The organism is Kitasatospora sp. MBT63 (assembly GCF_000710465.2).
GTDB lineage: Bacteria > Actinomycetota > Actinomycetes > Streptomycetales > Streptomycetaceae > Kitasatospora.
This window is the reverse complement of record NZ_JAIZ01000239.1, coordinates 1,587-24,877: the sequence shown is the minus strand read 5'-3', so window position 1 is coordinate 24,877 and position 23,291 is coordinate 1,587. Positions and strand designations below refer to the sequence as shown.

Sequence of the window (23,291 nt, the reverse complement as noted above, 5' to 3'; positions counted from 1 at the left end):
ATGAACGCCGCCCGGCCGGGGTGCGCCCGCCCGCCGCGACGGCGTGAGCGGGTGGTACGGATGGGAGCCGTCCCGGCGGGGCCGATCCGAGGTGAGGTGCGGGTGGACTGGTTCGCGGCACCCGAGTACTGGTTCGCCCGGGAGGTCTTCCAGCGGCTGCTGGCCGCCGTCTACCTGACCGCCTTCCTCACCGCCGTCGCGCAGTTCCGCGCCCTGATCGGCGAACACGGCATGCTCCCGGTGCCCCGCTTCACCGCCCGCGTCCCCGCCCGCCGAGCCCCCGGACTGTTCCACCTGCACTACTCGGACCGGGCCTTCGCCGCCGTCTGCTGGACCGGCGCCGCGCTCACCGCCGCCCTGCTCGCCGGCGCCGACGACCTGCTGCCGCTCTGGGCCGCGATGCTGCTCTGGGCGGTCCCGTGGGTGCTCTACCTCTCCATCGTCAACGTCGGCCAGACCTGGTACGCCTTCGGCTGGGAGTCCCTGCTGCTGGAGACCGGCTTCCTGGCCGTCTTCCTCGGCAACGACGACACCGCGCCGCCGGTCCTCGGCATGTGGCTGCTGCGCTGGCTGCTGTTCCGGGTCGAGTTCGGCGCCGGACTGATCAAATGGCGCGGCGACCGCTGCTGGCGCGACCTCACCTGCCTCTACTACCACCACGAGACCCAGCCGATGCCGGGCCCGCTCAGCTGGTTCTTCCACCACCTGCCCCGGCCGCTGCACCGCGTCGAGGCGGCCGCCAACCACGTGGTCCAGCTGGCCGTCCCGTTCGGCCTCTTCCTGCCCCAGCCGGTCGCGAGCATCGCCGGCGCCCTGATCACTGCCACCCAGCTCTGGCTGGTGCTCTCCGGCAACTTCGCCTGGCTGAACTGGCTCACCATCGCCCTCGCCCTGTCCGCCGTCGACGCCCGCCACCTCCCACTGCCCGCCGCCCCCGGCCACCGGGCCGGACCGCACTGGTACGAAGCACTGGTGATCGCCCTGACCGTGCTGATCGCCGCCCTCAGCTACTGGCCCGCCCGCAACCTGTTCTCGCGCCACCAGCAGATGAACCGCTCCTACAACCGCCTCCACCTGGTCAACGCGTACGGCGCGTTCGGCACGGTGGGCCGACTGCGCCACGAGGTCGTGCTCGAAGGAACCGACGAGCCCGTCGTCACCCACGCCACCGGCTGGCGCGAGTACGGCTTCAAGGGCAAGCCCACCGAGCCCGGCAGGACGCCCCGTCAGTTCGCGCCGTACCACCTGCGGCTCGACTGGCTGATGTGGTTCGCCGCGATCTCACCCTCCTACGCCGGGCCCTGGTTCGACTCCTTCGTGGCCAGACTCCTGGTCAACGACCGCGACACCCTCGCCCTGCTGCGCCACAACCCGTTCCCCGGCGCGCCGCCCACCTTCGTCCGGGCACGGCTCTACCGCTACCGGTTCACCTCATGGAGCGAACGCCGGGCCACCGGGGACTGGTGGCACCGCACCCCGGTCCGCGACTACCTCCGCCCGGTGAGCCGTCACGACGTGGCCCACCTGCTGCCCCGGCGGCACCGGTGAACCCGCCCGGCACGACCGGTGTCCGGGTGGCGCCCGGCGGCGCGGGGAGTTATAAGGGCCCCGGTGCGTGCGTGCCTCGAACGCTCACCCGTATCCTGGCCTCCCGCGCCGCGCGAGCCGGGCTGCTCGCGACGCCCCGACACCGCCGAACGTTCCCCGCCAGCCCCCCGCCAGAACCGGACCAGCCATGACAGTGCGCTTTCTGAACGACGCCGACGCCACGGTGCCGGCCCCAGCGGAGACCCCCGACGGCGAAGGCCGCCGGAGCACCCGTGAGGAGCTCGGTCGGTACGCCGAGCAGGGTGGCTTCACCCTGACCACCGACACCAACCCCTGGATCGAGGCCGCAGACCACGTCGCCGGACCGGAGGAGGCCCGCGCCGCCTCCACGGTGCTGGCCGAGCTGCGCAACGGAGACATCCGCGCCGTCGGCGCGGCGGTCACCGGACTCGCCACCAAGGCCGGACTGAACATCCCCGAGACCCTGAACGGCCTCGACCTGCTGCTCGACCTCTTCCAGCGGGTCCAGCGCACCTCGGGCACCCTCAGCGCCGACGCCTACGACGCCGACCTTGACCAGCTCACCGCGGCCACCGCGGACGGCCGTTGGCGCAAGCAGCAGGGCATCAGCCTGCCGCTCGGACGCCGCTGGTCGCTGCGGTCCAAGGCCAAGGGCCTCACCGTCGGCGGCCGCACCAGCCGTACCGACCTGCACGCCGCGCTGCTGGCCGCCTCCGCGGTCCGCACCGACTGGGCGGCTCTGTCCGAGGACGAGGCCACCGCCAAGCCGGTCGTGCCGGTCGGCGGCACCCTGATCACCGAGACCGCGCAGGCCGTCGAATCCCTCGGCACCGCCGTCCGCGCGCTCGGCCGCCTGCTGCCCGAGCGCGACCTGCCGGCCCTGCCGCTCGGTGAACTCGCCGACCTCGTCGACCGCCTGGCCGCCGACGAGGGCACCCTCTACCGCCTGCCCGCCCTCCGCGCCCTCCGCGAGGAGCTGGCCGCGGACGACCTGGAGCCCCTGCTCACCGAGCTCACCGAGCGCCAGGCCGACCGCGAGGCGGCGCTCGCCGCCTACGACCGCCACGTCGGCACCGACGAGCAGACCGCCCGGCAGGCACTCGCGGCCGGGCCGCGGGACGGCGAGGACGCGTCGGCGGAGGCCGTGGCGGAGGTCGAGGTCGACGCTGACGCCGAGGCCGTCGAGGCCGCGGTTGACGCTGCGCCGGCCGTCGAGGTCGAGGCCGAGGCCGAGCCGGTGGCCGAGGTCGAGGCCGAGGTCGTTGAGGCCGCTGTCGAGACTGAGGTTGAGGTTGCCGCCGAGGTGGAGGCCGAGCCGGTGGCCGAGGCCACCGAGGTCGAGCCTGTCGCGGAGGCTGCGCCGGTCGTCGAGGCCGAGGCCGAGCCCGTTGCGGAGGTCGAGGCCGAGGTTGTTGAGGCCGCTGTCGAGACCGAGGTCGAGGTTGCCGCCGAGGTGGAGGCCGAGCCGGTCGCGGAGGCTGCGCCGGTCGTCGAGGTTGAGGCTGAGCCCGTCGCCGAGGTTGAGGCCGAGGTCGTTGAGGCCGCCGCCGAGACCGAGGTTGAGGTGGTTGCCGAGACCACCGAGGTTGCGCCCGTTGAGGAGGCTGCTGCGCCGGCCGTCGAGGCCGAGGTCGAAGCTGAGCCCGTCGCCGAGGTCGAGCCGGTAGCCGAGGTTGAGCCGGTCGCGGAGGTCGAGGCCGAGGTCGTTGAGGCCGCTGTCGAGGCTGAGCCGGTCGCCGAGGTCGAGACGGTTGCCGACGTTGAGCCGGTTGCCGTCGAGGAGCCGGTGGTCGCGGAGGTTGTGGCCGAGCCCGCCGTCGAGGTTGAGGTCGAGGTCGCGGCGGAGGAGCCGAAGGCCGAGGCCGGGCGGCCGGAGAAGCCGGAGCTCACGCCGGGCCGTCCCGTCACCGCGTACTCCGCCGCCGAGCTGACCGCCCTGGTCCGCTGGATCGACACCGACGGTGTGGAGCGTTCGGACGACGAGCTGCTGCGGGCCGCGATGAAGGAGCTGGGCTTCGGCCGGCTCGGGCCCCGGATCAAGGAGGCGCTTGGCGCCGCCGTCACCGAGGCCCGCGCCTGATCCGAAGGCCGTAGGCCGTTCCCGCTGGTCCTGACCGTGCCCGCCCGGGTGATCGCCACCCGGGCGGGCACGGTCGTCCCTACGGGGCGGCGGTCATTCGCCGATGTCCTCGGACCACAGGTCCGGCCGCGCGGTGATGAACCCGCTCATCATGCGGACGCAATCGGGGTCGTCCAGCACCGTGATGCCGACCCCGTGCTCGGCCAGCCAGGCCTGGCCGCCCTCGAAGGTCCTGGCCTCACCGATCACCACCTGTCCGATCCCGAACTGCCGGACCAGCCCCGAGCAGTACCAGCACGGCGCGAGGGTGGTGACCATCGTGGTGTGCCGGTATCCGCGCAGCCGGCCGGCGGCCCGGAAGGCGGCCGTCTCGGCGTGCATCGAGGGATCGCCGTCCTGCACCCGGCGGTTGCGGCCGCGTCCGAGCAACTCGCCGTCCGCCCCGAACAGTGCGGCGCCGATCGGGATCCCGCCCTCGGCGAGCCCGGCCCTGGCCTCCTCGACCGCCACCGCCAGCATCCGACCGACGTCCACCACGGCCCACCGCCTTCATCGACCCAGACCTGCCTGCCCGCGTCCGGGCCGCCCCACACCTCATCTTCGGACCCCGCGCCGCGCGGCCGCCCGCGCCGCACCGGCGGCTCGGCCCGGCCGTTCGTTCCCGCGGAATTCACGCGCGGAATTCGTACGGGTGTCACACCGCGTCACGGGACGGGCAAGATCCGGCGGCGGGTTGGATGGGCCGCGCGCCACGACCACCGCTCGTACGTCCGTTCACCCGGCCGGGGCCACCTTCCGCCGGTGCGGCTCCCTGCGCCCGGAGGCCGGGAGCCCCTCGACAGTGCGATTGCTGGACACCGTCACCGTCCCGGTCGGCACCCGCTACGACGGCGGCTGCCGTCCGCAGGAAGCCCCGGCGTCCCAGCACAATTCGACCCGTCATATCTTCACTTCGCTCCACGTGTTCGAGCGCGAACGTTCACCGTGCCCGCTCCCGCTCCGACCACGGCCCGCCCCGGCGCGGTTCACGCCGTCACACGCCGTCGCCGGAGCCGGCCCCGGGATCCGCCGGATGACGGCCGTCGCGACCCCCGTAGGCTGCGGGTATGCGAGATTTTGCGGCGGGGGTCGGCTATCTGTTCCAGGGGCAGCGCTGGGTGGCGCGGCACGGCCGGTGGTGGGGGTTCGGGATGATTCCCGCGCTGATCACGCTGGTCGGGTACGTGGCGGCGCTGGCCGCGCTGGTGGTGTGGTCGGGCGACGTGGCCGACTGGGCGACGCCGTTCGCGGACCACTGGACCTCGCCCTGGCAGGGCCTGCTGCGCGGGCTGGTGGTGGTGGCGATGGTGGCCGGCGGCGGGCTGCTGGCGCTGGTGACGTTCACGGCGGTGACGCTGCTGGTCGGGCAGCCGTTCTACGAGTCGCTGTGCGAGAAGGTGGACGCGAGCGAGGGCGGCGCCCCGCAGGCCCCGGACGTGCCGCTCTGGCGTGAGCTGCTGGTGTCGGCCCGCGACAGCCTCCAGGTGCTGCTGCGGGTGGCGGGTTTCGGGTTGCTGCTGTTCGCCGCCGGGTTCATCCCGGTGGTGGGCCAGACCGTGGTGCCGGTGCTCGGGGTCTGCGTGTCCGGGTACTACCTGACCGCCGAACTGTCGGCGGTCGCGCTCCAGCGCCGGGGGATCGGCCAGCGCGAGCGGCTGCGGCTGCTGCGCCGCCGGATGCCGCTGGCGCTGGGCTTCGGGGTCGGTGTGACGCTGCTGTTCCTGGTGCCCTTCGTGACGGTGCTGGCGATGCCGGGGGCGGTGGCCGGCGCCACCCTGCTGGGCCGGGAGCTGGCCGCGCCGCAGCCCGAGGACGAGCCGGAGGACGGGCCCGAGGGTGAACCCGGGACGGTCGCGGAACAGCCGGTCGACTTCTCCAAGGAATAGGACGGGAATGGCAGGTGCGGCCAATTATTCGAATTCCCGGAGAATTTGACAGTGCGTCCGCCGGTGCACGATAAATCTCCTCATGAGTGCACCGGTGCGCACCGATTTCCCGTCCGGGGCCGATCTGGCCGATCCGGAGTTCTGGCGGCGGCCGGCCGCCGAGCGGTCCGAGGCGTTCGCCCGGCTGCGCGCGCTGGAGCGTCCGGTGGTCTTCACCGACCGGGCCACCGGCCGTGGTTTCCACGCGCTGGTCCGGCACGCCGACGTGGTGGCGGCCAGCCGGACGCCGGAGGTGTTCCTGAGCGGGCCCGGGGTGACCACGCCGGAGCCGGCCCGCTGGGTGCGGGCGGTGTTCGGCGACTCGATGGTCAACCTGGACGATCCGCGCCACGCCGACCTGCGCCGCATCGTGTCCCGCGCGTTCACCCCGCGGCTGATCGCGCGGGTCGAGGACGACATCCGGGCGGTGGCAGCGCGGATCGTCGACGAGGTGGTCGAGCGCCGGCCGCAGGATTTCGTCACCGCGGTCGCCGCCGAGCTCCCGTACCAGGTGATCTGCAACATGATGGGCATTCCCGAGCGCCAGCGCCGGGAGATCCTGGCGCAGGTCAACCACGCCTCCGAGCACACCGGGGTGGCCCGCAGCCGGATCCGGGTGCCCGGCCGGGGCCTGCGGGCGCTGGCCCGGATGCAGGGGGTGATCGCCGCGCTCGGACGGGAGCGCCGCCGCCACCCGACCGACGACCTGATCTCCGCGCTGGTCACCGCGGACGTGGACGGCCGCCGCCTCAACTCCCGTGAGCTGGGCGCCTTCTTCTCGTTGCTGCTGGTGGCCGGGGTGGAGACCACCCGCAACGCGCTCGCCCACGGACTGCACCTGCTGACCGAACACCCGGAGCAGCGCGCCCTGCTGACCGCCGACCTCGACGGCCGGATCGGCGGTGCGGTGGAGGAGATCGTCCGGCACAGCACCCCGATCATCCAGTTCCGCCGCACCCTGGCCGCCGACCACGTGCTCAACGGCGCGCCGCTGGCCGCGGGCGACAAGGTGGTGCTGTTCTTCGGTTCGGCCAACCGCGACGAGGCGGTCTTCACCGATCCGGAGGCCTTCGACATCACCCGCTCGCCCAACCCGCACCTGGGGTTCGGCGGCGGCGGCCCGCACTTCTGCCTCGGCGCCCACCTCGCCCGGCAGGAGATGAAGGCGCTCTACCGCGAGCTGTTCACCCGGCTCCCGGACGTCCGTTCCGTGGGCGGGCCGGAGCTGGTCCCGTCCAGCTTCGACCACCGCGTAAGGTCGCTGCGCTTCACCTTCACACCGCCCGCCTGAGCGGTCACTCCACACCGCCCGCCCGATCGGTCACTTCACACCGCCCGCCTGAGCGGTCACTCCACACCGCCCCCCGAGCAGCCACTTCACACCGCCCGCCCGAGCGGCCACCCCCGCTTCGTACGGTTGTGCCGCGCCCGTTGTCCGAACCGGCGGGCGCCGCCGCCCCGCCGTGCGTCCTACCGTTCCGGGACCACGAACGAGGAGAGGCGGCTGCGGTGGACCGTTCCACGCCCGACTGGCTGATTCACGACTACCGCGAGGACGACCTGGCGGCGGTCGTCCACCTGATCGACACCACCGCCGAGCTGGGCCAGGAGTCGGTGTTCTCGCTGGCCGAGTGCATCACCGCGCTCACCTCCCGGCAGCCCGCGGTGGTCGCGGTCAGCCGGGGCGTGCCGATCGGCGCGGCCCTCGCCCACCTGGCCGGTGACCGGGCCTGGGTGATGCGGATCGCCATCGCCCCCGCCTGGCGCGGCCGGGGCCTGGCCAGCGCGCTGCTGCGCGAGCTGGAACGGCGGCTGGTCGCGCAGCACGTCCGCCGGATCGCGTACGTGCTGCCGGAGGAGGAGCTGATCGGCGAGGGCCTGCGCAACGCCGGGTACGCCCGCCGCCCGGCGGTCGCGTACTTCGAGAAGACCGAGCCCGCGGCCGGTCCGGCGGCGGGCCTGCTGGAGGAGCTCGGCGGGCGGCTGCTGCCGGGCGACCTGTGGGACAAGGTGGCCGGCATGGAGGCCGAGAAGACCCTGATCGAGCGGCGGGTGGTGCTCCCGCTGGCGGAGCCCGAGCGGGCCGCCCGGCACGGGGTGCGGCCGCCGCGCGCGATCGCGCTGTTCGGGCCGCCCGGCACCGGCAAGACGACCTTCGCGCGGGCCGTCGCCTCCCGCCTCGGCTGGCCGTTCGTCGAGCTGCTGCCGTCCCGGCTCGCGGACGAGGGCAACCTCGCCGCCGCCCTGCGGTCCGCCTTCGCCCGGATCGCCCAGCTGGAGCGGGTACTGGTCTTCATCGACGAGGTCGAGGAGATCGCCCCCACCAGGACCGAGGGCGTCGCGGGCGGGATGCACGGGGTGACCAACGAGCTGCTCAAGCTGATCCCGGGCTTCCGCGAGGGCGAGGAACGGCTGCTGGTCTGCGCGACCAACTCGATCCGCTCGCTGGACCCGGCGTTCCTGCGCCCGGGCCGCTTCGACTACCTGATCCCCATCGGCACCCCGGACGCCGCCGCGCGGGCCGCCATCTGGTCGCGCTACGCCACGGCGGGCCAGGACGTGGACCTCGACGCGCTGGTGGCGGCGAGCGAGCTGTTCACCCCCGCCGACATCGAGCACGCGGCCCGGATCGCCGCCCAGACCGCTTTCGAACGGGACCTCGGCGGCAGCGGTACCGGGGCGGCGGGCGCCACCACCGCGGACCACCTGGCGGCGATGGCCCAGTGCCGTCCGACGGTGACCCCCGCGATGACCGAGGAGTTCACCGCCGACATCGGCTCGCACGCCCGGGTCTGAGGGCGGGGCCGGGCGCCGAGGCACGCGTCCCGGGGTCAGGCGCCGGGGTGGACCCCGACCGCGTCCCGGATCTGCTCGCCGAGGCCGCCGTCCCGCCGGGCGCAGTTGGCGCAGCAGAAGAACTTCCCCGACACCTCGACGCCGTGTCCGACGATCCGTACCTGGCAGTACTCGCAGCGCGGGGCGAGCTTCTCCATCGCGCACTCGAAGCTGTCGAAGGTGTAGGTGTCCCCGGACACCGTCTTGATCTCGAAGGCCAGCCAGTAGTCGTTCTTGCACACCACACAGACCGCCATGACCGTGACTCCCTCTGCTCGGCTAGGCGCCGGCCGCACACCGGCCGGCGCCCTTCGAGTCTTCGGCCGCCCGCGACACCCGGCAAATCGACCCGCCGCGGAACGGATACTGGAAGGTGAGGGGGCCGCCCTGCCCGAGGAGACCTCGATGATCGTCCGAATCTGGGAGGCGCACGTCGCGCCCGGCCGTGCCGACGCGTTCTGCCGTCAGCTGGAGGAGGAGGTGCTGCCGCAGATCCTCGCCACCGACGGCTGCCTCGGCGGCGAGCTGATGAGAGCGGTGGTGGAGGGTGACCACCGGGTGCTGATGATCACGCGCTGGGAGGGCGAGGACGCGCTCTTCGCCTACGCCGGCCGGATGTGGCGGATCCGGCCGGTCTGGGCCGAGGGCGAGCTGAACTACCTGGAGCACCCGCCCAAGGTCGCCCACTACCGCCCGTTCCCCTGAACGCCGGCCCGGTCAGACCCCGGTCAGACCCCGGTCGGCAGCTCGCGGACCCGGCTGCGCAGCCGCAGTGCGGTGACGGTCTCCACCACGCCCAGCACCACGAGCCCGCAGCCCGCCAGGATGGCCAGTGCGGTGACGGAGTGCACCGGCCAGATCATCAGCAGCACCCCGGCCGCCACGTTCAGGATCCCGGCGAAGATCTGCCAGCCGCGGGCCGGCATCCCCGGGTCGGAGCCGGCCGCGACCAGTTGGGTGATCCCGCGGAACAGCCAGCCGATGCCGATCCAGATGCCCAGCAGGACGAGGGTGCGCACCGCGTCCCGGAAGCAGAGCAGCCCGAGCAGCACGCACAGGGCGCCGCTGATGAAGGCCAGCACCCGCAGTGCCGTCTCCCGGTGCGTGCCGAACGCGGCGACCAGTTGGAAGACCCCGATCACCAGCAGGTAGATGCCGAACAGCACGCCGACCACCCACAGGGTCTGCTTCGGCCAGACGAGGACGATCACGCCGAGGGCGAGCGAGGCGAGTCCGGCCGCCAGCACCGCCTGCCAGGCGGCCTTGGCCAGCTGTTGGAGGGGACCCTCGGTGGGGGTGTAGGGGGCGGCCATCGGCGGGGCTCCTGACGGGTGGAGGGAGGGGACCCTTCCCACTCTCCCGGCCGGTCCGGGCGGCCCGCGCGTCCCGTTCGGCCGTCCGGATGATCCGTCAGGACCGCCGGTGATGGTCCGTCAGTCATCTGCTGTCCAACCGCTACGCCATTCGGGGGACGTAGAATCCGGTCCCATGACGGAGGCAGGGCAGGGGGACCCTCGGACCGGGCCGTTGGCCGGGCACTACATCGTCTGCGGCGGCAACGCGCTGGCGCACCGGCTGATCGTGGAGCTGATCGAGCACTACGAGGTGCCGGTGGTGGCGCTGGTGCCGGACCGCGGGCGTGACCACGGGCCGCGGATCGAGCAGCTGTCGGGCGTCGCCGAGGTGCTGGAGTTCAGCACCGTCTCCGAGGAGGCGCTGCGCGCCGCCGGGGTGGACGGCGCGCGCGGGGTGGCCCTGATGGACGGCACCGACCAGGAGAACATCCACGCCGCACTGACCGCGCAGGGCCGCAATCCCGGTATCCGGATCGTGCTGCGGATGTTCAACCAGCGGCTCGGCGAACACCTGGAGATGCTGCTGGCCAACTGTGCGGCGCTGTCCGGCTCGGCGACCGCCGCCCCGGCCTTCGCCAACGGCGCGCTCGGGCGGCCGGGTTCGGTCCGGGTCGGCGACCGCTACCTGTACGTCGCGTACGGCCAGGAGATCGACGGCAGCCAGATCTGCCTGGTCGCCGACCGGATCGACCGGCAGGACCTGAGCCGGCTGCGGCTGCTGCCGGACGCCGGCGGCCGCGCGGCCGAGTTCATCGCGCTGGCCCGCCGGCTGGGCTCCGAGGGGCCGATCGAGCTCGGTTCCCCGGCCTCGCCGGACGCCGCCGAGGACCGCGGCGAGGTCGCCGTGCTGCAGACCCTGACCAGCGAGCCGCCGGTACGGATCCCGTGGTGGAAGCGGGCCCGCTGGTGGCTGCAGGACGTCCTGCGGTACTTCACCAGCGTCCGCCTGCGGCTGGTGCTGACCACCGCGCTGGCCGCCGTGCTGATCGGCGGCTACGTGATCTGGCACTACGGCGGCAGCCTCGGCTGGGCCGTGTACTTCACCCTGCTCGACCTGGCCGGTGCCGCGCAGCCGGACCAGCCGGGCCTGGACACCCCGGGCGGGCCGTGGGTGCGGCTGGCCCAGGTGGTGGTCACCTTCTGCGGGATCACCTTCGTGCCGGTGGCGACCGCCATCGTGGTGGACATGCTGGCCACCGGACGGCGGGGGCTGCCCAGGGCGCCCGGCTCCCGGACCAGGGACCACGTGGTGGTGGTGGGCCTCGGCAACGTCGGCACCCGGGTGGCCGCCCTGGTGCACGAGACCGGGGTGCCGGTGGTCTGCATCGAGCGCGATCCGCAGGCCCGGGGCATCGCGGCGGTCCGGGCGCTCGGCCTGCCGGTGCTGGTCGGCGACGCCCCGCTGGCGAGCCAGCTGCGCCGGGCCAGGGTCCAGTACAGCCGGGCCGTGGTCGCCGTCACCACCGATGACGCGGCCAACCTGGAGGCGGCCCTGGAGGCGCGCGCGGTACGGCCCGAAGTCCGGATCGTCGTGCGCCTGTTCGACGACGACTTCGCCCACCACGTGTACGCCACACTGGGCAACGTGGCCTCGCGGTCGGTGTCGTACCTGTCGGCGCCGGCCTTCGCCGCCGCGCTGATGGGCCGTGAGGTGCTGGGCACCCTGTCGGTCTACCGGCACGTGCTGCTGATCGCGGAGCTGGCGGCGGAGGAGGGCAACGGGCTGGTCGGGCGGGACGTCCACCGGATCGAGAGCGAGGGCGGGGTCCGGGTGCTCGCGGTGCGGCTCGCCCGCAGGCCCGCCGACTACCTGTGGAACTTCGCCGACCGGGCGCACCGGCTGGCGGCCGGTGACCGGATCGTGGTGGCCGCCACCCGCAGCGGGCTGGCCCGGATCAACACCCTCGAGACGGAGGGGAGTTGACCCGGGCCGCCGGGGTCAGCGGTGGGTGAAGGACGGCGGGCGCTTCTCGGCGAAGGCCGCCATGCCCTCCTTCTGGTCGGCGGTGGCGAAGGCGGCGTGGAACAGCCGGCGCTCGAACCGGACACCCTCGGCGAGGGTGGTCTCGAACGCCCGGTTGACGCTCTCCTTCATCATCACCGCGGCCGGGGCGGACATCGCGGCCACCGTCTCCGCGACGGCCATCGCCTCGCCCAGCAGATCCGCGGCGGGGACGATCCGGGACACCAGCCCGGCCCGCTCGGCCTCCTCGGCGTCCATCATCCGGCCGGTCAGACACAGCTCCATCGCCTTGGCCTTGCCGACCGCCCGGGTGAGGCGCTGCGAGCCGCCGATCCCCGGGATCACGCCGAGCTTGATCTCCGGCTGCCCGAATTTCGCGGTGTCGGCGGCCAGCAGGATGTCGCACAGCATCGCCAACTCGCAGCCGCCGCCGAGCGCGTAGCCCGCCACCGCGGCGATCACCGGCTTGCGCAGCCGGCCCAGCTCGTCCCAGGGGCCCAGCCAGTCGTCCAGGTAGACGTCGGGGAAGCGGTTCTCCTGCATCTCCTTGATGTCGGCCCCGGCGGCGAACGCCTTCTCCGAGCCGGTGATCACCAGCGCGCCGATCTCCGGGTCCCGGTCGAAGGCCTTGGCGGCGGCCACGACCTCGTTCATCAGCTGGGTGTTGAGCGCGTTGAGCGCCTTCGGCCGGTTGAGCGTGATCAGCCCGACCCGGCCCTTGCGGTCGACCAGGATCGTCTCGTAGTCGGTCATCGTCGTTGACTCCCTCTGCGCTGTGACGGTGGCTGTGCCCGTGGCTGTGCCCTGCCCGTCCATACCTTCGCGGACGCACCGGCCGGTGCGCCAGTCTCGACTGCTGAGACGGTGGTCACCCGATGCCGAGGCCGCCGCCGGGCGCCGGGGCGAAGTACCGCCGCACCTCGTCGTCGCCCACCGCGGCCAGGGTGGCGGGCCGCCAGTGCGGGTCGCGGTCCTTGTCGACCACCTGCGCCCGGATGCCCTCGACCAGGTCGTGGCCGTCCAGCGCCGCGCAGGAGATCCGGTACTCCTGCTCCAGTGTCTCGGCCAGCGAGCGGTGGCCGCGGGCCAGCCGCAGCGCCGCCAGCGTCACCTTCAGCGCGGTCGGGGACTTGCCGCGGATCTCCTCGGCGGCCTGCTTGGCCTCCGGGACCCCGCTGTCGTCCAGCCGCTCCAGGATCTCCTCCACGGTCCCGGCCGCGTAGCACTGGTCGATCCATCCGTGCTGCGCGGCCAGTTCCGAGGCGGGCACCGCGGTCGCGTGGGCGGCGACGGCCTCGGCGGCCGGCCGGCGGGCGAGGCCGGCGAGCAGGTCGGGCAGCGCCGCGGCCGGTACGAAGTGGTCGGCGAAGCCGCAGTGCAGTGCGTCGGCGGCGGTCATCGAACCGGCCGTCAGCGCGATGTGGGTGCCCAGCTCGCCGGGCGCGTGCGCCAGCAGGCGGCTGCCGCCGACGTCCGGCACCAGGCCGATCCTGGTCTCCGGCATCGCGACCGTGGAGCGTTCGGTGACGATCCGCAGGCTGCCGTGCGCGGAGACGCCGACGCCGCCGCCCATCGTGATGCCGTCCATCACCGCGACGTACGGCTTCGGGTAGTGCGAGATCAGCTCGTTCAGCAGGTACTCGTCCCGGAAGAACTGCCGGAAGCCCGCGCCGCCCGCCTTGGCGTCGTCGTGCATGGCCCGGATGTCGGCGCCCGCGCACAGCCCGCGCTCCCCGGCGCCGGTCAGCACCACGGTGGCGACCGTGTCGTCCGTGGCCCAGGTGTCGAGCGCCGACCGCAGGGCCCGCAGCATGTCGTGGGTCAGCGAGTTGAGCGCCTTCGGCCGGTTCAGGGTGAGACGGCCGGCCAGGCCGTCCCGCTCGACGAGCACGTCCATCGCGGGTCCTCCAGATCATGAGGGTCGGTGCCCCCGACAGCGTAGGGCTTCCCCCGGACGGCGTCGGGCCCGCCACCTCGGGAGGTGGCGGGCCCGGCGGGGCGTCCGTGCGTTACGGGACGATCCGGCCGTAGACCTCGCCGAAGCCGATCCGGGTGCCGTCGGGGCCCGGGGCGGTGGCGGTGACGGTGACCTCGTCGCCGTCCTCCAGGAAGGTGCGGGTGGTGCCGTCGGGGAGCTTGACCGGGTTCTCGCCGTTCCAGGTGAGCTCGATCAGCGCGCCGCGGCTGTCCGGCTCGGGCCCGCTGACGGTGCCGGAGGCGTACAGGTCGCCGGTGCGCAGCGAGGCGCCGTTGACCGTCAGGTGCGCCAGCTGCTGGGCGGCCGTCCAGTACATCGCGGCGAACGGCGGCCGGGAGACCGGGTGGCCGTTGAGCTCGACCTCCATCGCCAGGTCCAGGCCCCAGGGCTCGGCGGCCCGGTCGTCCAGGTACTCCAGCGGCTCCACGTCGCGGGCCGGCGGGGTGACCCGCGCGTGCTCCAGGGCGGCCAGCGGCACCACCCAGGGCGAGACGGAGGTGGCGAAGGACTTGCCGAGGAACGGGCCGAGCGGCACGTACTCCCAGGCCTGGATGTCGCGCGCGGACCAGTCGTTGAGCAGCAGCACGCCGAAGACGTGGTCGGCGAAGTCGGCCAGCGCGACCCGGCTGCCGAGCTCGGTCGGGGTGCCGACCACGAAGCCGACCTCGGCCTCGATGTCGAGCCGGCGGGAGGGCCCGAAGGTGGGCGCCGGGTCGGTGGGCGCCTTGCGCTGGCCGTGCGGGCGGACCACCGGGGTGCCGGAGACCACCACCGTGCCGGCCCGGCCGTGGTAGCCGATCGGCAGGTGTTTCCAGTTCGGGGTGAGCGGCTCGGTGCCGGGGCGGAACAGCTTGCCCAGGTTGGTCGCGTGGTGCTCGGAGGCGTAGAAGTCGACGTAGTCGGCGACCTCGAACGGCAGGTGCAGCTCCGCGTCGGCCAGGTCCACCAGGTTGGGGGTGACCGCGGGCCGGTACGCCTCGTCGGTGAGCCACTCGGTGATCGCCGCCCGGACCGTGGTCCAGGTCGAACGGCCCGCCGCCATCAGCGGGTTGAGGCTGTCCGCGTCCAGCAGCACGGACGGCGCGCCGGCCGCGCGGGCGGTCGCGCCGAGGTCCAGGACCTGCTCGCCGATCCGTACGCCGATCCGCCGCCGGCCCGGCCGGTCGGGGGCGGTGAAGACGCCGTACGGCAGGTTGTGGATGCCGAACGGGGACTCGGCCGGGACGGCGAGCCAGGTGGTGGCGGTCAACGGTCCTCCTGTGGTGCGGGTGCGGTGAGCAGGCCGAGCGCGGCCAGGTCCTCGAGCGGCTCGGCGATGCTGCAGGTGCCGAACGCGGTGAAGCGGGCGCGCACCTGCTCGACCTGGTGGTCCGTCAGCTCGCGGGCGGCGGCGGCCAGCAGCGCGCCGGAGCGTTCGGCCAGCGCCTCGGCGGCGAGCTTCGCGTCCGGCCCGGCCGCGGCGGCCAGCAGCACGTTCAGGAAGCCGTGGTGCTCGAAGCCGGTCACCGGGTCGGTGTGCCGGACGGCGTGGTGCAGTCCGGCCGTGCACTTGTACGGCAGGCCGCGCTCGGCGCAGCCCGCCAGGAAGCCGGCCAGCTCGGCCTCCGAGGGGAACGCCCCGGCGGCCAGGCCGCCGGTACGGAACTTGGCCCGGTACGGTGTGTCGGCCAGCACGTCCAGCGCGGCCGGCAGGCCCTCGCCGCGCGGCAGTTCCACGGCCGCCTCCACACCGGCCGGCAGCTGCGCGGCCAGCGCGGCGACCGCCGTCCGGACGTCCGGGTCGGCCAGTTCCACACCGGCGACGGTCAGCCCGTCGGCGGCGGCCAGCGCGGGCGCCAGCTGGCTGCTGCCCCCCGGCAGCACCAGGGCGACCTGCTGCGGCGCGCCCGCCGGCACGGCGGTCAGCTCGGCCAGCCGGCCCGCGCCGACCAGGAACGGGCCGACCGCCTCCGCGTACCAGGCACTCCGGTGCGCGGCGTGGGCCGGTACGGCTTCGGGCAGCGGCAGGTCCCCCGGTGGGAAGAGCGCCGCGTCGTCGAACAGCCCCCGGTAGAGGGCGGGTACGGTCACCGCTGCGGCCCGCGGCCGGACCAGGTCCAGGCGTAGTTCGGGTCCTCGCTGGCGGTGCCGGCCTCGCCGAGCTCCAGCGGGCGGAAGGTGTCCACCATGACCGCCAGCTCGTCGAAGAACTCCGCGCCGATCGAGCGCTCGTAGGCGCCCGGCTGCGGTCCGTGGGTGTGGCCGCCGGGGTGTAGCGAGATCGAGCCCTGGGCGATGCCGGAGCCCTTGCGGGCCTCGTAGTCGCCGCCGCAGTAGAACATCACCTCGTCGCTGTCCACGTTGGCGTGGTAGTACGGCACCGGGATGGACAGCGGGTGGTAGTCGACCTTGCGCGGCACGAAGTTGCAGATCACGAAGTTGTGGCCCTCGAAGACCTGGTGGGCCGGCGGCGGCTGGTGGATCCGCCCGGTGATCGGCTCGAAGTCGGAGATGTTGAAGGCGTACGGGTACAGGCAGCCGTCCCAGCCGACCACGTCGAACGGGTGGTGCGGCACGGTGTACCGGGTGCCCACCACACCGTTGGTACCGCGGTGCTTGACCAGCACGTCCACGTCCGTGCCCTCGACCAGCAGCGGCCCCGCCGGCCCGCGCAGGTCCCGCTCGCAGTACGGCGCGTGCTCCAGCAGCTGGCCGAACCGTGAGAGGTATCGCTTGGGCGGGGTGATGTGGCTGTTGGCCTCGATGCAGTACGCGCGCAGCGGCGCGTCCGGCGCGGGCACCCAGCGGTGGGTGGTGGCCCGGGGGATGATCACGTAGTCCCCCTGGCCGACCTCCAGGGTGCCGAACACCGTCTCGACCGTGCCCGAGCCGGACTCCACGTAGACGCACTCGTCGCCCAGCCCGTTGCGGTACAGCTCGCTCGGCGCGCCGGCCGCGACGTAGCTGATCCGCACGTCGGCGTTGCCGAGCACCAGCCGGCGCCCGGTCACCACGTCGGTGTCCTTCCACTCCTCGCCCTCGCTCAGCGTGTGCAGCTTGAGGTGGCGGGGGATCAGCGGGAGGTTCGGCGTGGTGCGCTGGTCCGGCAGCTCCCAGGGCCGGGCGTCCACGATCGCCGAGGGGATGCCCCGGTGGTAGAGCAGCGAGGAGTCGGAGGTGAAGCCCTCCTCACCCATCAGCTCCTCGTAGTAGAGGCCGCCCTCGGGGGTGCGGTGCTGGGTGTGCCGCTTGGGCGGGATGCTGCCCAGCTGCCGGTAGTGCGCCATCGTGGAGTCTCCTCAGGGGCTCAGAGGTTGCCGCGCTTGTCCTGCTCGCGCTCGATGGACTCGAAGAGCGCCTTGAAGTTGCCCTTGCCGAAGCCCAGCGAACCATGCCGCTCGATGAACTCGAAGAACACCGTCGGCCGGTCGCCCTGGGGCTTGGTGAAGATCTGCAGCAGGTAGCCGTCCTCGTCGCGGTCGACCAGGATGCCGCGCTTCTTCAGCTCCTCGACCGGCACCCGGACCTTGCCGATCCGCTCACGCAGCTCGGGGTCGTCGTAGTACGAGTCGGGGGTGGCCAGGAACTCCACGCCGCGCGAGCGCAGCACGTCCACGGTGGTGAGGATGTCGTTGGTGGCGAGCGCCAGGTGCTGGCAGCCGGGGCCGCCGTAGAACTCCAGGTACTCGTCGATCTGCGACTTCTTCTTGGCGATGGCGGGCTCGTTCAGCGGGAACTTCACCCGGTGGTTGCCGCTGGCGACCACCTTGCTCATCAGCGCGGAGTACTCGGTGGCGATGTCGTCGCCGACGAACTCCGCCATGTTCACGAAGCCCATGACCTTGTTGTAGAAGCCGACCCACTCGTTCATGTGGCCGAGCTCGACGTTGCCGACCGCGTGGTCGAGCGCCTGGAACAGCCGCTTCGGGGTGCCCTCGGGCCGCTGCACCTTGGTCTCGGCGACCACGTAGCCCGGCAGGTACGGGCCGGTGTAGCGGGAGCGGTCGACCAGGGTGTGCCGGGTCTCGCCGTAGGTGGCGATGGCCGCGCGGCGCACGGTGCCGTTCTCGTCGGAGACGTCGTTCGGCTCCTCCAGGATCCGGGCGCCCTGGGCGCGGGCGTGCGCGATGCACTTGTCCACGTCCGGGACCTCGATCGCGAGGTCGACCACGCCGTCGCCGTGCCGGCGGTGGTGGTCCAGCAGCGGGCTGTCCGGGGCCACCCCGCCCTTGATCACGAAGCGGCAGGAGCCGGAGCGCAGCACGTACGCCTTGCGGTCGCGGCGGCCGGTCTCGGGGCCGGAGTAGGCGACCAGCTCCATCCCGAAGACGACCTGGTACAGCTGGGCCGTCAGGGTGGCGTTGCCGACGACGAAGACCACCGCGTCCTGGGCGATCACCGGGAAGGGGTCCTGGGCCGGGTCGTGCTCGACCAGGCCGACCAGGCGGCGCAGCTGCTCCGCGTCGAGGCCGGCCTCCAGCTCCTCGGGGGTGAGTTCAACGGCGTTGGCGGTCATCGGTGCTTCCTCCACGTCGAGGGGTCCGCGGCGCAGCAGGTGGGCGCCACCGGTTGGGCAGAGCTTGCTCCCGTCGGGCTGGTTGGGCAACAGGTCGGGTTTTCACTGATCAATGTGTACAAGGTGAGCAGCACCGGACCGTTTCTTCTGCTCAGATTGACCAGCCCTCCGGGGCTCCGCCCGGTCCTTCCCGGATCAGTCCCCGAACCGGTCCTTGGCTCAATCCTCGAACGTGAAGTGCCGGGTGAACCACTCGGCGGCCAGCCGGGCGACCGCCGCCAGCGCACCCGGCTCCTCGAACAGATGGCCCGCCTCCGGCACCACCAGCAGCGCGCTCTCGCCCCCCAGCTCCGCCCTGGCCAGCCGGTTGAGCTCCAGGACGCCGGTGTCGGCACCGCCGACCACCAGCAGGGTCGGCGTGGTGACCGCGGCGAGCCGGGGCCCGGCCAGGTCCGGGCGCCCGCCCCGGGAGACGATCGCGGCGGGCTCGGTCCCCGGCTCGGTGGCCGCCCACAGCGCGGCGGCGGCCCCCGTACTGGCGCCGAAGTAGCCGAGCGGCAGACCGGCGCAGGCCGGGTCGGCGCGCAGCCGCCGGGTCACCTCCGCCAGCCGGCCGCCGAGCAGCGGCGGGTCGAACACCTTGCCCCGGTCCGGCTCCTCGGCCTCGGTGAGCAGGTCGAACAGCAGTGTGCCCAGGCCCGCCCGGTTGAGCGCACGGGCGACGGCCGCGTTGCGCGGGCTGCGCCGGCTGCTGCCGCTGCCGTGCGCGAACAGCACCACGCCGAGCGGCCGGCCCGGCACCAGCAGCTCCCCGGGCAGCCGCGCCCCCGGCAGGTCGAAGACCAGCTCCCGGGCGTCCGGCCCGGAGGGCTCCCGGTGCTCGGCCTCGCCCAGGCAGTCCAGCACCTCGGTGTCGGTGGTCTGCTCGAAGTCGTCGTAGAACTGCCCGATCGCCCAGAACCGGGCCGGCGTGTACGGGCAGACCAGCTCGTCGGCGGCGCCGGCCAGCCGGTCCGTCCAGTCCACCGGCGCGACCGGGACCGCCAGCACCACCCGGGCCGCGCCGCGGGCCCGCACGATCCGGCAGGCGGCCAGCGCGGTCGAACCGGTCGCCACCCCGTCGTCCACCACCACCACGGTCCGCCCGCGCACCGGTACGGCCGGGCGGCCGTGCCGGTAGCGCTCCGCGCGGCGGGCCAGCTCGGCCCGTTCCTGCCGCTCGACGGCGGCGAGCTGCGCGTCGGTGACGCCCGCGCCGCGGACCACCCGCTCGTTCACCACCCGGGCGCCGTCCTCGCCGATCGCGCCCATGCCCAGCTCGGGCTGGCTCGGCACACCGAGCTTGCGGATCACGCAGATGTCCAGCGGGGCGCCGAGCGCCCGGGCGACCTCGGCCCCGACGGGTACGCCGCCCCGGGGCAGGGCCACCACCACCGGGTCGGTGGACAGCAGATGCGTCAGCCCGGCCGCCAGCCGGCGGCCGGCGTCCCTGCGGTCGGTGAAGTGCATGGCGGCGCCTCCTTCTCCACGGTACGTCCGCCACCGGGCCCGGGACCCGGGCGGGACCGGGGGTGGCCCCGCACCCGTGCGTCCGGGACACCGGGATCGCGACGGTGGAGGCCGGACCCCACACCGTGCCCTCTGCGAAGGAGCCCCACCGTGACCACATCGACCACCCCGACCACCCCGGCCACATCGGCCGCCGCGAACACCTCCGCCACCCCGGCCGCCGCGCCGGCCGACCACGGCCTGTTCACCACGGGGGAGCCGGTCAGCTCCTGGACGGTGACCACCGCCCTGCCCGTCAGCTACCAGGTCCGCTTCACCCCGCACCTGCTCGACCCGGCCGACCCCGCGCTGGCCCGGGCCGGCGGACCGGCCGGCCGGCGGCTGGTCGTCGTCGAGGCCCGGGTGCACGAGCTGTACGGCGACCGCATCCACCGTTACTTCCTGGCCCGCCGCGTGGCGTACGAGCTGTGCGTGCTGCCCGCCCACGAGCGGGTCAAGGACATGGAGTCGGTGTTCCGGGTCGCCGAGCAGATGGACCGCTTCGGCATCTCCCGGCGCGGCGAGCCGGTCATCGCGATGGGCGGCGGCGTCCTGATGGACGTGGTCGGCCTCGCCTGCAGCCTCTACCGGCGCTCCACCCCCTTCGTCCGGGTGCCCACCACCCTGATCGGCCTGGTGGACGCGGGCGTCGGCGCCAAGACCGGCGTCAACTTCGGCCGCCACAAGAACCGGCTGGGCACCTACCACCCGGCCACCGCCACCCTGCTGGACCCCGCCTTCCTGGCCACCCTGGACCACCGCCACCTGAGCAACGGCATGGCCGAGATCCTCAAGGTCGCCCTGATCAAGGACCGCCGGCTGTTCGAGCTGCTCGACGCCCACGGCCCGGACCTGGTCGCCGAACGCTTCCAGGGCCCCACGGCAGGCACCGAGGTGCTGACCCGGGCCGTGCACGGCATGCTCGAGGAGCTCCAGCCCAACCTCTGGGAGCACCGCCTGGAACGGTCGATGGACTACGGCCACTCGTTCAGTCCGACCGTCGAGATGCGGGCGCTGCCCGAACTGCTGCACGGCGAGGCGGTCTGCCTGGACATGGCCCTCACCACCGTGCTGGCCGCCCGCCGCGCGCTGCTCGACCTCGAACAGCGCGAACGCGTGCTCGCCCTGATGCGGCGGCTGCGGCTGCCCGTCTTCCACCCGCTGATGGAGCCCGACACCCTCGGCGACGCGCTCACCGACACCGTCCGCCACCGCGACGGCCGCCAGCGGCTGCCGCTGCCCGTCGGGATCGGCGACGGCTGCTTCGTCGACGACCTCACCCCGGCGGAGCTCGCCGCCGCCGCGGCCGACCTGGAGGAGCTGTCGTGCGCACCGCGGTGATCGTCGCGGACACCCGCGACCCGGTCGCCGTCCACGGCGTGCACGGCACCTCGGGACTGACCCAGTGGGCCTGCCTGGCCCGCCGGGCCGGTCTCGGCGGCGGCTGGGAGGCCGTCGAGTGGGCCAGGATCCCGCGCGGCGGCGTCAGCGGCGAGCACCTGCACACCCGTACCGAGGAGGTGTACGTCCTGCTCGCCGGCCACGGCGAGATCACCCTCGACGGCCACCCCCACCCCGTCCGGGCCGGAGACGCGGTCCTCACCCGCGTCGGTACCCGGCACGGCCTGCGCAACCTGGGCCGGCAGGCCCTGGAATGGCTGGTGATCGAAGTGACCGCCCCACTGCTCCCGTCGCCGCGGACACCACTGCTGGACCACTCGCTCGTCACCAACCTGCGCCGGCTCGGCCGGATCGACCCCACGGTCGTGCTGTCCGGGCCGCTGCGGCTGCTGGAGACGGTCCGGCTGCGGCCCGGCGAACGGGTCACGCTGACCGCCGACGTCGTCGAGCGCACCCTGTTCGTCAGCGCCGGCTCCGGACGCGCCGCCACCGCCGGACTGCGGGTACCGCTGCGGCCCGGCCGGGCCCTGACCCTGCCGCTCGGCAGCTCGGCGGCGCTCACCGCCGGGCGCGGGGGACTGGAGTACGTGCACGCCGAACTCGCCGTCCCGGACGGCCACGGTCCGCTGCCCGGTCCGGTGCCCGCGGCGGGAGGTGAACGGCCGTGATCGTCGCCGACACCGCCCGCGCGGCCGTCCACCTCGGGCCCGGCACCCAGCGGCTGCACGTCCGCTGCCTGGCCCGCCGCGGCATGCTGCACAGCGAGACCGAGGCCTTCGACCACGTCCGGCTCGGCCCCGGCGCCTGCTTCGACCTGTCCGGCCGCGAGGGCACCGAGGCCGCCTGGTACGTGCTGCGCGGGCCGGCCGCCCTGCTGGACTGCCCCGACGTGCCGCAGCGCACCCTCACCGACGGCGACCTGCTGCTCGCCCCGCACGGCGAACGCGTCCACCTGCACGCCGGACCGCTCGGTGCCGAACTGCTCTGCCTCACCGTGCTGCCCCACGAGGTCAGTTCGGCCCTGCCACCGCGCCGCCCCGACCTCCTCACCCGCACCTGACACCACAGGGGGGCGCCTACGGCGGGGGGCGGGTTCCGCTCCGCGGGGGTGCGCGTGTGCGGCGAGGGGAGGGGCTCCGGCTGGGGCGCGGGAGGGCCGCGGGTTCCGCTCCGCGGTGGTGGGTGTGCTCGGCTGGGCGCCTCCGGCGGGGGCCAGGTGGCACGGCAACTCCCGCTCCGCGGTGGTGTGTGTGCGCCTTCGGCGGGTGCGGGAGGGCGCGGCGGGTTCCGCTCCGCGGGGGTGCGCGTGCGCCTTCGGCTGGGCGCCTCCGGCGGGTGGCGCGGCAGGTTCCGCTCCCGGGTGGTGCGTGCTGCGTTTCGGGTGGGCGCGGGCCTCCAGGAGACGCCCCGGGAGGGGAGGGCCCGGCTGGCGGTGACGGGGAGGTGCCGCAGGTCCAGCTGCGCTGTTCCCGTCCGCCCCCGGCGGCGGCCGTTCGTCCTGTGCGTCCCGTCCCCCGGGGCGGGACCGGGACCGGGTCCGGGACGGGTGGAGGGGCTCAGGTGCCCGGGGCGGTGGGCGGCGGACTGTTGCCAGGGTCGGCCCGCTGCCAGGGCCGGCAGAGCGGAGGAGTGCGATGACCCACCCCACCCGGCCGGCCGCCCTCGACCGGCAGATCCAGACCGGCGGGGCCACCGTCCGCCTGCTGGCCCGCAGCGGGCCGGCCACCCGCCCCGACCTCACCACAGAACTGGCCGCCCTCCACGCAGACCTGTTCGTCGCGGTGACCGGGCCCGGGTCCGCGGAGGCGTTCGCGGCGGACCTCCCGGCCCGTGCCGTCCGGATGGACGTCCCGGCCGCCGGCACGCTGCGCTCCGTCGAGCGCCTCGCCGAACGCGCGCTGGCGGCCGGCGCCACCCGCCGTAGCGTCGTGCTCGGCGTGGGCGGCGGCCGCGCCGCGCACACCGCCGGGCTGCTGGCCGGACTGCTGTTCAACGGCCTGCGCCTGGTCCAGGTGCCCGGCACCCTCGCGGCCGCCTGCGGCCCCGCGCTGTCCCTGCGGCACACCGTCGGGTCGGGCGTGCTCGGCCTGTGGCAGGCACCGG

General features: G+C 74.0%; 20 protein-coding genes and 1 pseudogene. 11 read left to right on the top strand and 10 right to left on the bottom strand.

The annotated features are described in order from the left end of the window. Nucleotides 1-102: 102 nt before the first annotated feature. Together AA75_RS15465 and AA75_RS15460 are read left to right on the top strand one after the other, a co-directional pair. Nucleotides 103-1,548, top strand: a complete 1,446-nt coding sequence (locus AA75_RS15465; protein WP_051812475.1) for a lipase maturation factor family protein — start codon at nucleotides 103-105, stop codon at nucleotides 1,546-1,548. Between the two features lie 187 nt (nucleotides 1,549-1,735). After that, nucleotides 1,736-3,649, top strand: coding sequence for a hypothetical protein (locus tag AA75_RS15460; RefSeq protein ID WP_149038159.1), 1,914 nt, complete (start codon nucleotides 1,736-1,738; stop codon nucleotides 3,647-3,649). Nucleotides 3,650-3,742: 93 nt separating this feature from the next. On the opposite strand, the gene AA75_RS15455 is transcribed toward AA75_RS15460, so the two are convergent. Then, a complete protein-coding gene (locus AA75_RS15455; RefSeq protein ID WP_033820600.1) occupies nucleotides 3,743-4,168 on the bottom strand; it encodes a nucleoside deaminase in 426 nt (141 codons plus the stop codon). A gap of 587 nt (nucleotides 4,169-4,755) precedes the next feature. Between AA75_RS15455 and AA75_RS15450 the strand changes: the two genes are divergently transcribed. From AA75_RS15450 to AA75_RS15440, 3 genes are all read left to right on the top strand, one after another. Next, nucleotides 4,756-5,574, top strand: coding sequence for an EI24 domain-containing protein (locus tag AA75_RS15450; protein ID WP_051812468.1), 819 nt, complete (start codon nucleotides 4,756-4,758; stop codon nucleotides 5,572-5,574). An 82-nt stretch (nucleotides 5,575-5,656) separates the two neighbouring features. After that, nucleotides 5,657-6,904: a cytochrome P450 gene (locus AA75_RS15445; protein ID WP_033820590.1), complete on the top strand. Its 1,248-nt coding sequence runs from the start codon at nucleotides 5,657-5,659 to the stop codon at nucleotides 6,902-6,904. Nucleotides 6,905-7,122: 218 nt separating this feature from the next. Beyond that, nucleotides 7,123-8,409 carry an ATP-binding protein gene (locus AA75_RS15440; protein ID WP_033820589.1) on the top strand — a complete coding sequence of 429 codons (1,287 nt, stop codon included), beginning with the start codon at nucleotides 7,123-7,125 and terminating at the stop codon, nucleotides 8,407-8,409. 35 nt (nucleotides 8,410-8,444) lie between these two features. Here AA75_RS15440 and AA75_RS15435 read toward each other — a convergent pair whose 3' ends face one another. Beyond that, nucleotides 8,445-8,705 (bottom strand): hypothetical protein, encoded by a 261-nt coding sequence (locus tag AA75_RS15435; RefSeq protein WP_033820588.1) that lies wholly within the window; start codon nucleotides 8,703-8,705, stop codon nucleotides 8,445-8,447. A gap of 148 nt (nucleotides 8,706-8,853) precedes the next feature. Between AA75_RS15435 and AA75_RS15430 the strand changes: the two genes are divergently transcribed. After that, on the top strand, nucleotides 8,854-9,153 hold the full coding sequence (locus AA75_RS15430) for an antibiotic biosynthesis monooxygenase (protein ID WP_033820587.1): 300 nt from the start codon (nucleotides 8,854-8,856) through the stop codon (nucleotides 9,151-9,153). Between the two features lie 23 nt (nucleotides 9,154-9,176). Here the strand turns inward: AA75_RS15430 and AA75_RS15425 are convergent, their stop codons facing one another. Then, nucleotides 9,177-9,761, bottom strand: coding sequence for an HdeD family acid-resistance protein (locus AA75_RS15425; protein WP_051812467.1), 585 nt, complete (start codon nucleotides 9,759-9,761; stop codon nucleotides 9,177-9,179). A gap of 175 nt (nucleotides 9,762-9,936) precedes the next feature. On the opposite strand from AA75_RS15425, the gene AA75_RS15420 reads away from it, so the two are divergent. Beyond that, the gene (locus tag AA75_RS15420; RefSeq protein WP_158515506.1) at nucleotides 9,937-11,727 is read left to right on the top strand and encodes an NAD-binding protein; all 1,791 of its coding nucleotides are present in this window, start codon (nucleotides 9,937-9,939) and stop codon (nucleotides 11,725-11,727) included. Between the two features lie 15 nt (nucleotides 11,728-11,742). On the opposite strand, the gene AA75_RS15415 is transcribed toward AA75_RS15420, so the two are convergent. From AA75_RS15415 to AA75_RS15385, 7 genes are all read right to left on the bottom strand, one after another. Next, nucleotides 11,743-12,519 (bottom strand): enoyl-CoA hydratase, encoded by a 777-nt coding sequence (locus tag AA75_RS15415; RefSeq protein WP_033820584.1) that lies wholly within the window; start codon nucleotides 12,517-12,519, stop codon nucleotides 11,743-11,745. A 115-nt stretch (nucleotides 12,520-12,634) separates the two neighbouring features. Beyond that, a complete protein-coding gene (locus AA75_RS15410; RefSeq protein ID WP_033820583.1) occupies nucleotides 12,635-13,663 on the bottom strand; it encodes an enoyl-CoA hydratase/isomerase family protein in 1,029 nt (342 codons plus the stop codon). Nucleotides 13,664-13,775: 112 nt separating this feature from the next. Then, the gene (gene fahA / locus AA75_RS15405; protein WP_033820582.1) at nucleotides 13,776-14,993 is read right to left on the bottom strand and encodes a fumarylacetoacetase; all 1,218 of its coding nucleotides are present in this window, start codon (nucleotides 14,991-14,993) and stop codon (nucleotides 13,776-13,778) included. Next, the gene (locus AA75_RS15400) at nucleotides 14,990-15,814 is read right to left on the bottom strand and encodes a hypothetical protein (protein ID WP_033820581.1); all 825 of its coding nucleotides are present in this window, start codon (nucleotides 15,812-15,814) and stop codon (nucleotides 14,990-14,992) included. Before AA75_RS15400 ends, fahA begins: the two co-directional genes overlap by 4 nt. Beyond that, on the bottom strand, nucleotides 15,811-17,010 hold the full coding sequence (locus AA75_RS15395) for a homogentisate 1,2-dioxygenase (protein WP_033820580.1): 1,200 nt from the start codon (nucleotides 17,008-17,010) through the stop codon (nucleotides 15,811-15,813). The genes AA75_RS15400 and AA75_RS15395 overlap by 4 nt, the downstream gene beginning before the upstream one ends. A gap of 20 nt (nucleotides 17,011-17,030) precedes the next feature. Then, nucleotides 17,031-18,239 carry a 4-hydroxyphenylpyruvate dioxygenase gene (gene hppD, locus AA75_RS15390; RefSeq protein WP_033820579.1) on the bottom strand — a complete coding sequence of 403 codons (1,209 nt, stop codon included), beginning with the start codon at nucleotides 18,237-18,239 and terminating at the stop codon, nucleotides 17,031-17,033. A gap of 219 nt (nucleotides 18,240-18,458) precedes the next feature. Further along, nucleotides 18,459-19,748 (bottom strand): phosphoribosyltransferase family protein, encoded by a 1,290-nt coding sequence (locus AA75_RS15385; protein WP_033820578.1) that lies wholly within the window; start codon nucleotides 19,746-19,748, stop codon nucleotides 18,459-18,461. A gap of 150 nt (nucleotides 19,749-19,898) precedes the next feature. On the opposite strand from AA75_RS15385, the gene AA75_RS15380 reads away from it, so the two are divergent. From AA75_RS15380 to AA75_RS49355, 4 genes and pseudogenes are all read left to right on the top strand, one after another. Next, complete coding sequence (locus AA75_RS15380; RefSeq protein WP_368666572.1) at nucleotides 19,899-21,128, top strand: sedoheptulose 7-phosphate cyclase; 1,230 nt, start codon at nucleotides 19,899-19,901, stop codon at nucleotides 21,126-21,128. After that, a complete protein-coding gene (locus AA75_RS49360) occupies nucleotides 21,113-21,856 on the top strand; it encodes a cupin domain-containing protein (protein ID WP_063794365.1) in 744 nt (247 codons plus the stop codon). The genes AA75_RS15380 and AA75_RS49360 overlap by 16 nt, the downstream gene beginning before the upstream one ends. Next, nucleotides 21,853-22,248 (top strand): hypothetical protein, encoded by a 396-nt coding sequence (locus tag AA75_RS15370; RefSeq protein ID WP_051812465.1) that lies wholly within the window; start codon nucleotides 21,853-21,855, stop codon nucleotides 22,246-22,248. The genes AA75_RS49360 and AA75_RS15370 overlap by 4 nt, the downstream gene beginning before the upstream one ends. A 574-nt stretch (nucleotides 22,249-22,822) precedes the next feature. Then, nucleotides 22,823-23,291 (top strand): annotated as a pseudogene (locus AA75_RS49355) (hypothetical protein); the annotation flags it as partial.

Coding starts and splice junctions, on each gene's coding strand:
- AA75_RS15460 (WP_149038159.1), top strand. CDS start 1,736: ATGACAGTGCGCTTTCTGAACGACGCCGACGCCACGGTGCCGGCCCCA.
- AA75_RS15410 (WP_033820583.1), bottom strand. CDS start 13,663: ATGGACGTGCTCGTCGAGCGGGACGGCCTGGCCGGCCGTCTCACCCTG.
- AA75_RS15445 (WP_033820590.1), top strand. CDS start 5,657: ATGAGTGCACCGGTGCGCACCGATTTCCCGTCCGGGGCCGATCTGGCC.
- AA75_RS15450 (WP_051812468.1), top strand. CDS start 4,756: ATGCGAGATTTTGCGGCGGGGGTCGGCTATCTGTTCCAGGGGCAGCGC.
- AA75_RS15395 (WP_033820580.1), bottom strand. CDS start 17,010: ATGGCGCACTACCGGCAGCTGGGCAGCATCCCGCCCAAGCGGCACACC.
- hppD (WP_033820579.1), bottom strand. CDS start 18,239: ATGACCGCCAACGCCGTTGAACTCACCCCCGAGGAGCTGGAGGCCGGC.
- AA75_RS15385 (WP_033820578.1), bottom strand. CDS start 19,748: ATGCACTTCACCGACCGCAGGGACGCCGGCCGCCGGCTGGCGGCCGGG.
- AA75_RS15430 (WP_033820587.1), top strand. CDS start 8,854: ATGATCGTCCGAATCTGGGAGGCGCACGTCGCGCCCGGCCGTGCCGAC.
- AA75_RS15420 (WP_158515506.1), top strand. CDS start 9,937: ATGACGGAGGCAGGGCAGGGGGACCCTCGGACCGGGCCGTTGGCCGGG.
- AA75_RS15415 (WP_033820584.1), bottom strand. CDS start 12,519: ATGACCGACTACGAGACGATCCTGGTCGACCGCAAGGGCCGGGTCGGG.
- AA75_RS15425 (WP_051812467.1), bottom strand. CDS start 9,761: ATGGCCGCCCCCTACACCCCCACCGAGGGTCCCCTCCAACAGCTGGCC.
- AA75_RS15435 (WP_033820588.1), bottom strand. CDS start 8,705: ATGGCGGTCTGTGTGGTGTGCAAGAACGACTACTGGCTGGCCTTCGAG.
- AA75_RS15455 (WP_033820600.1), bottom strand. CDS start 4,168: ATGCTGGCGGTGGCGGTCGAGGAGGCCAGGGCCGGGCTCGCCGAGGGC.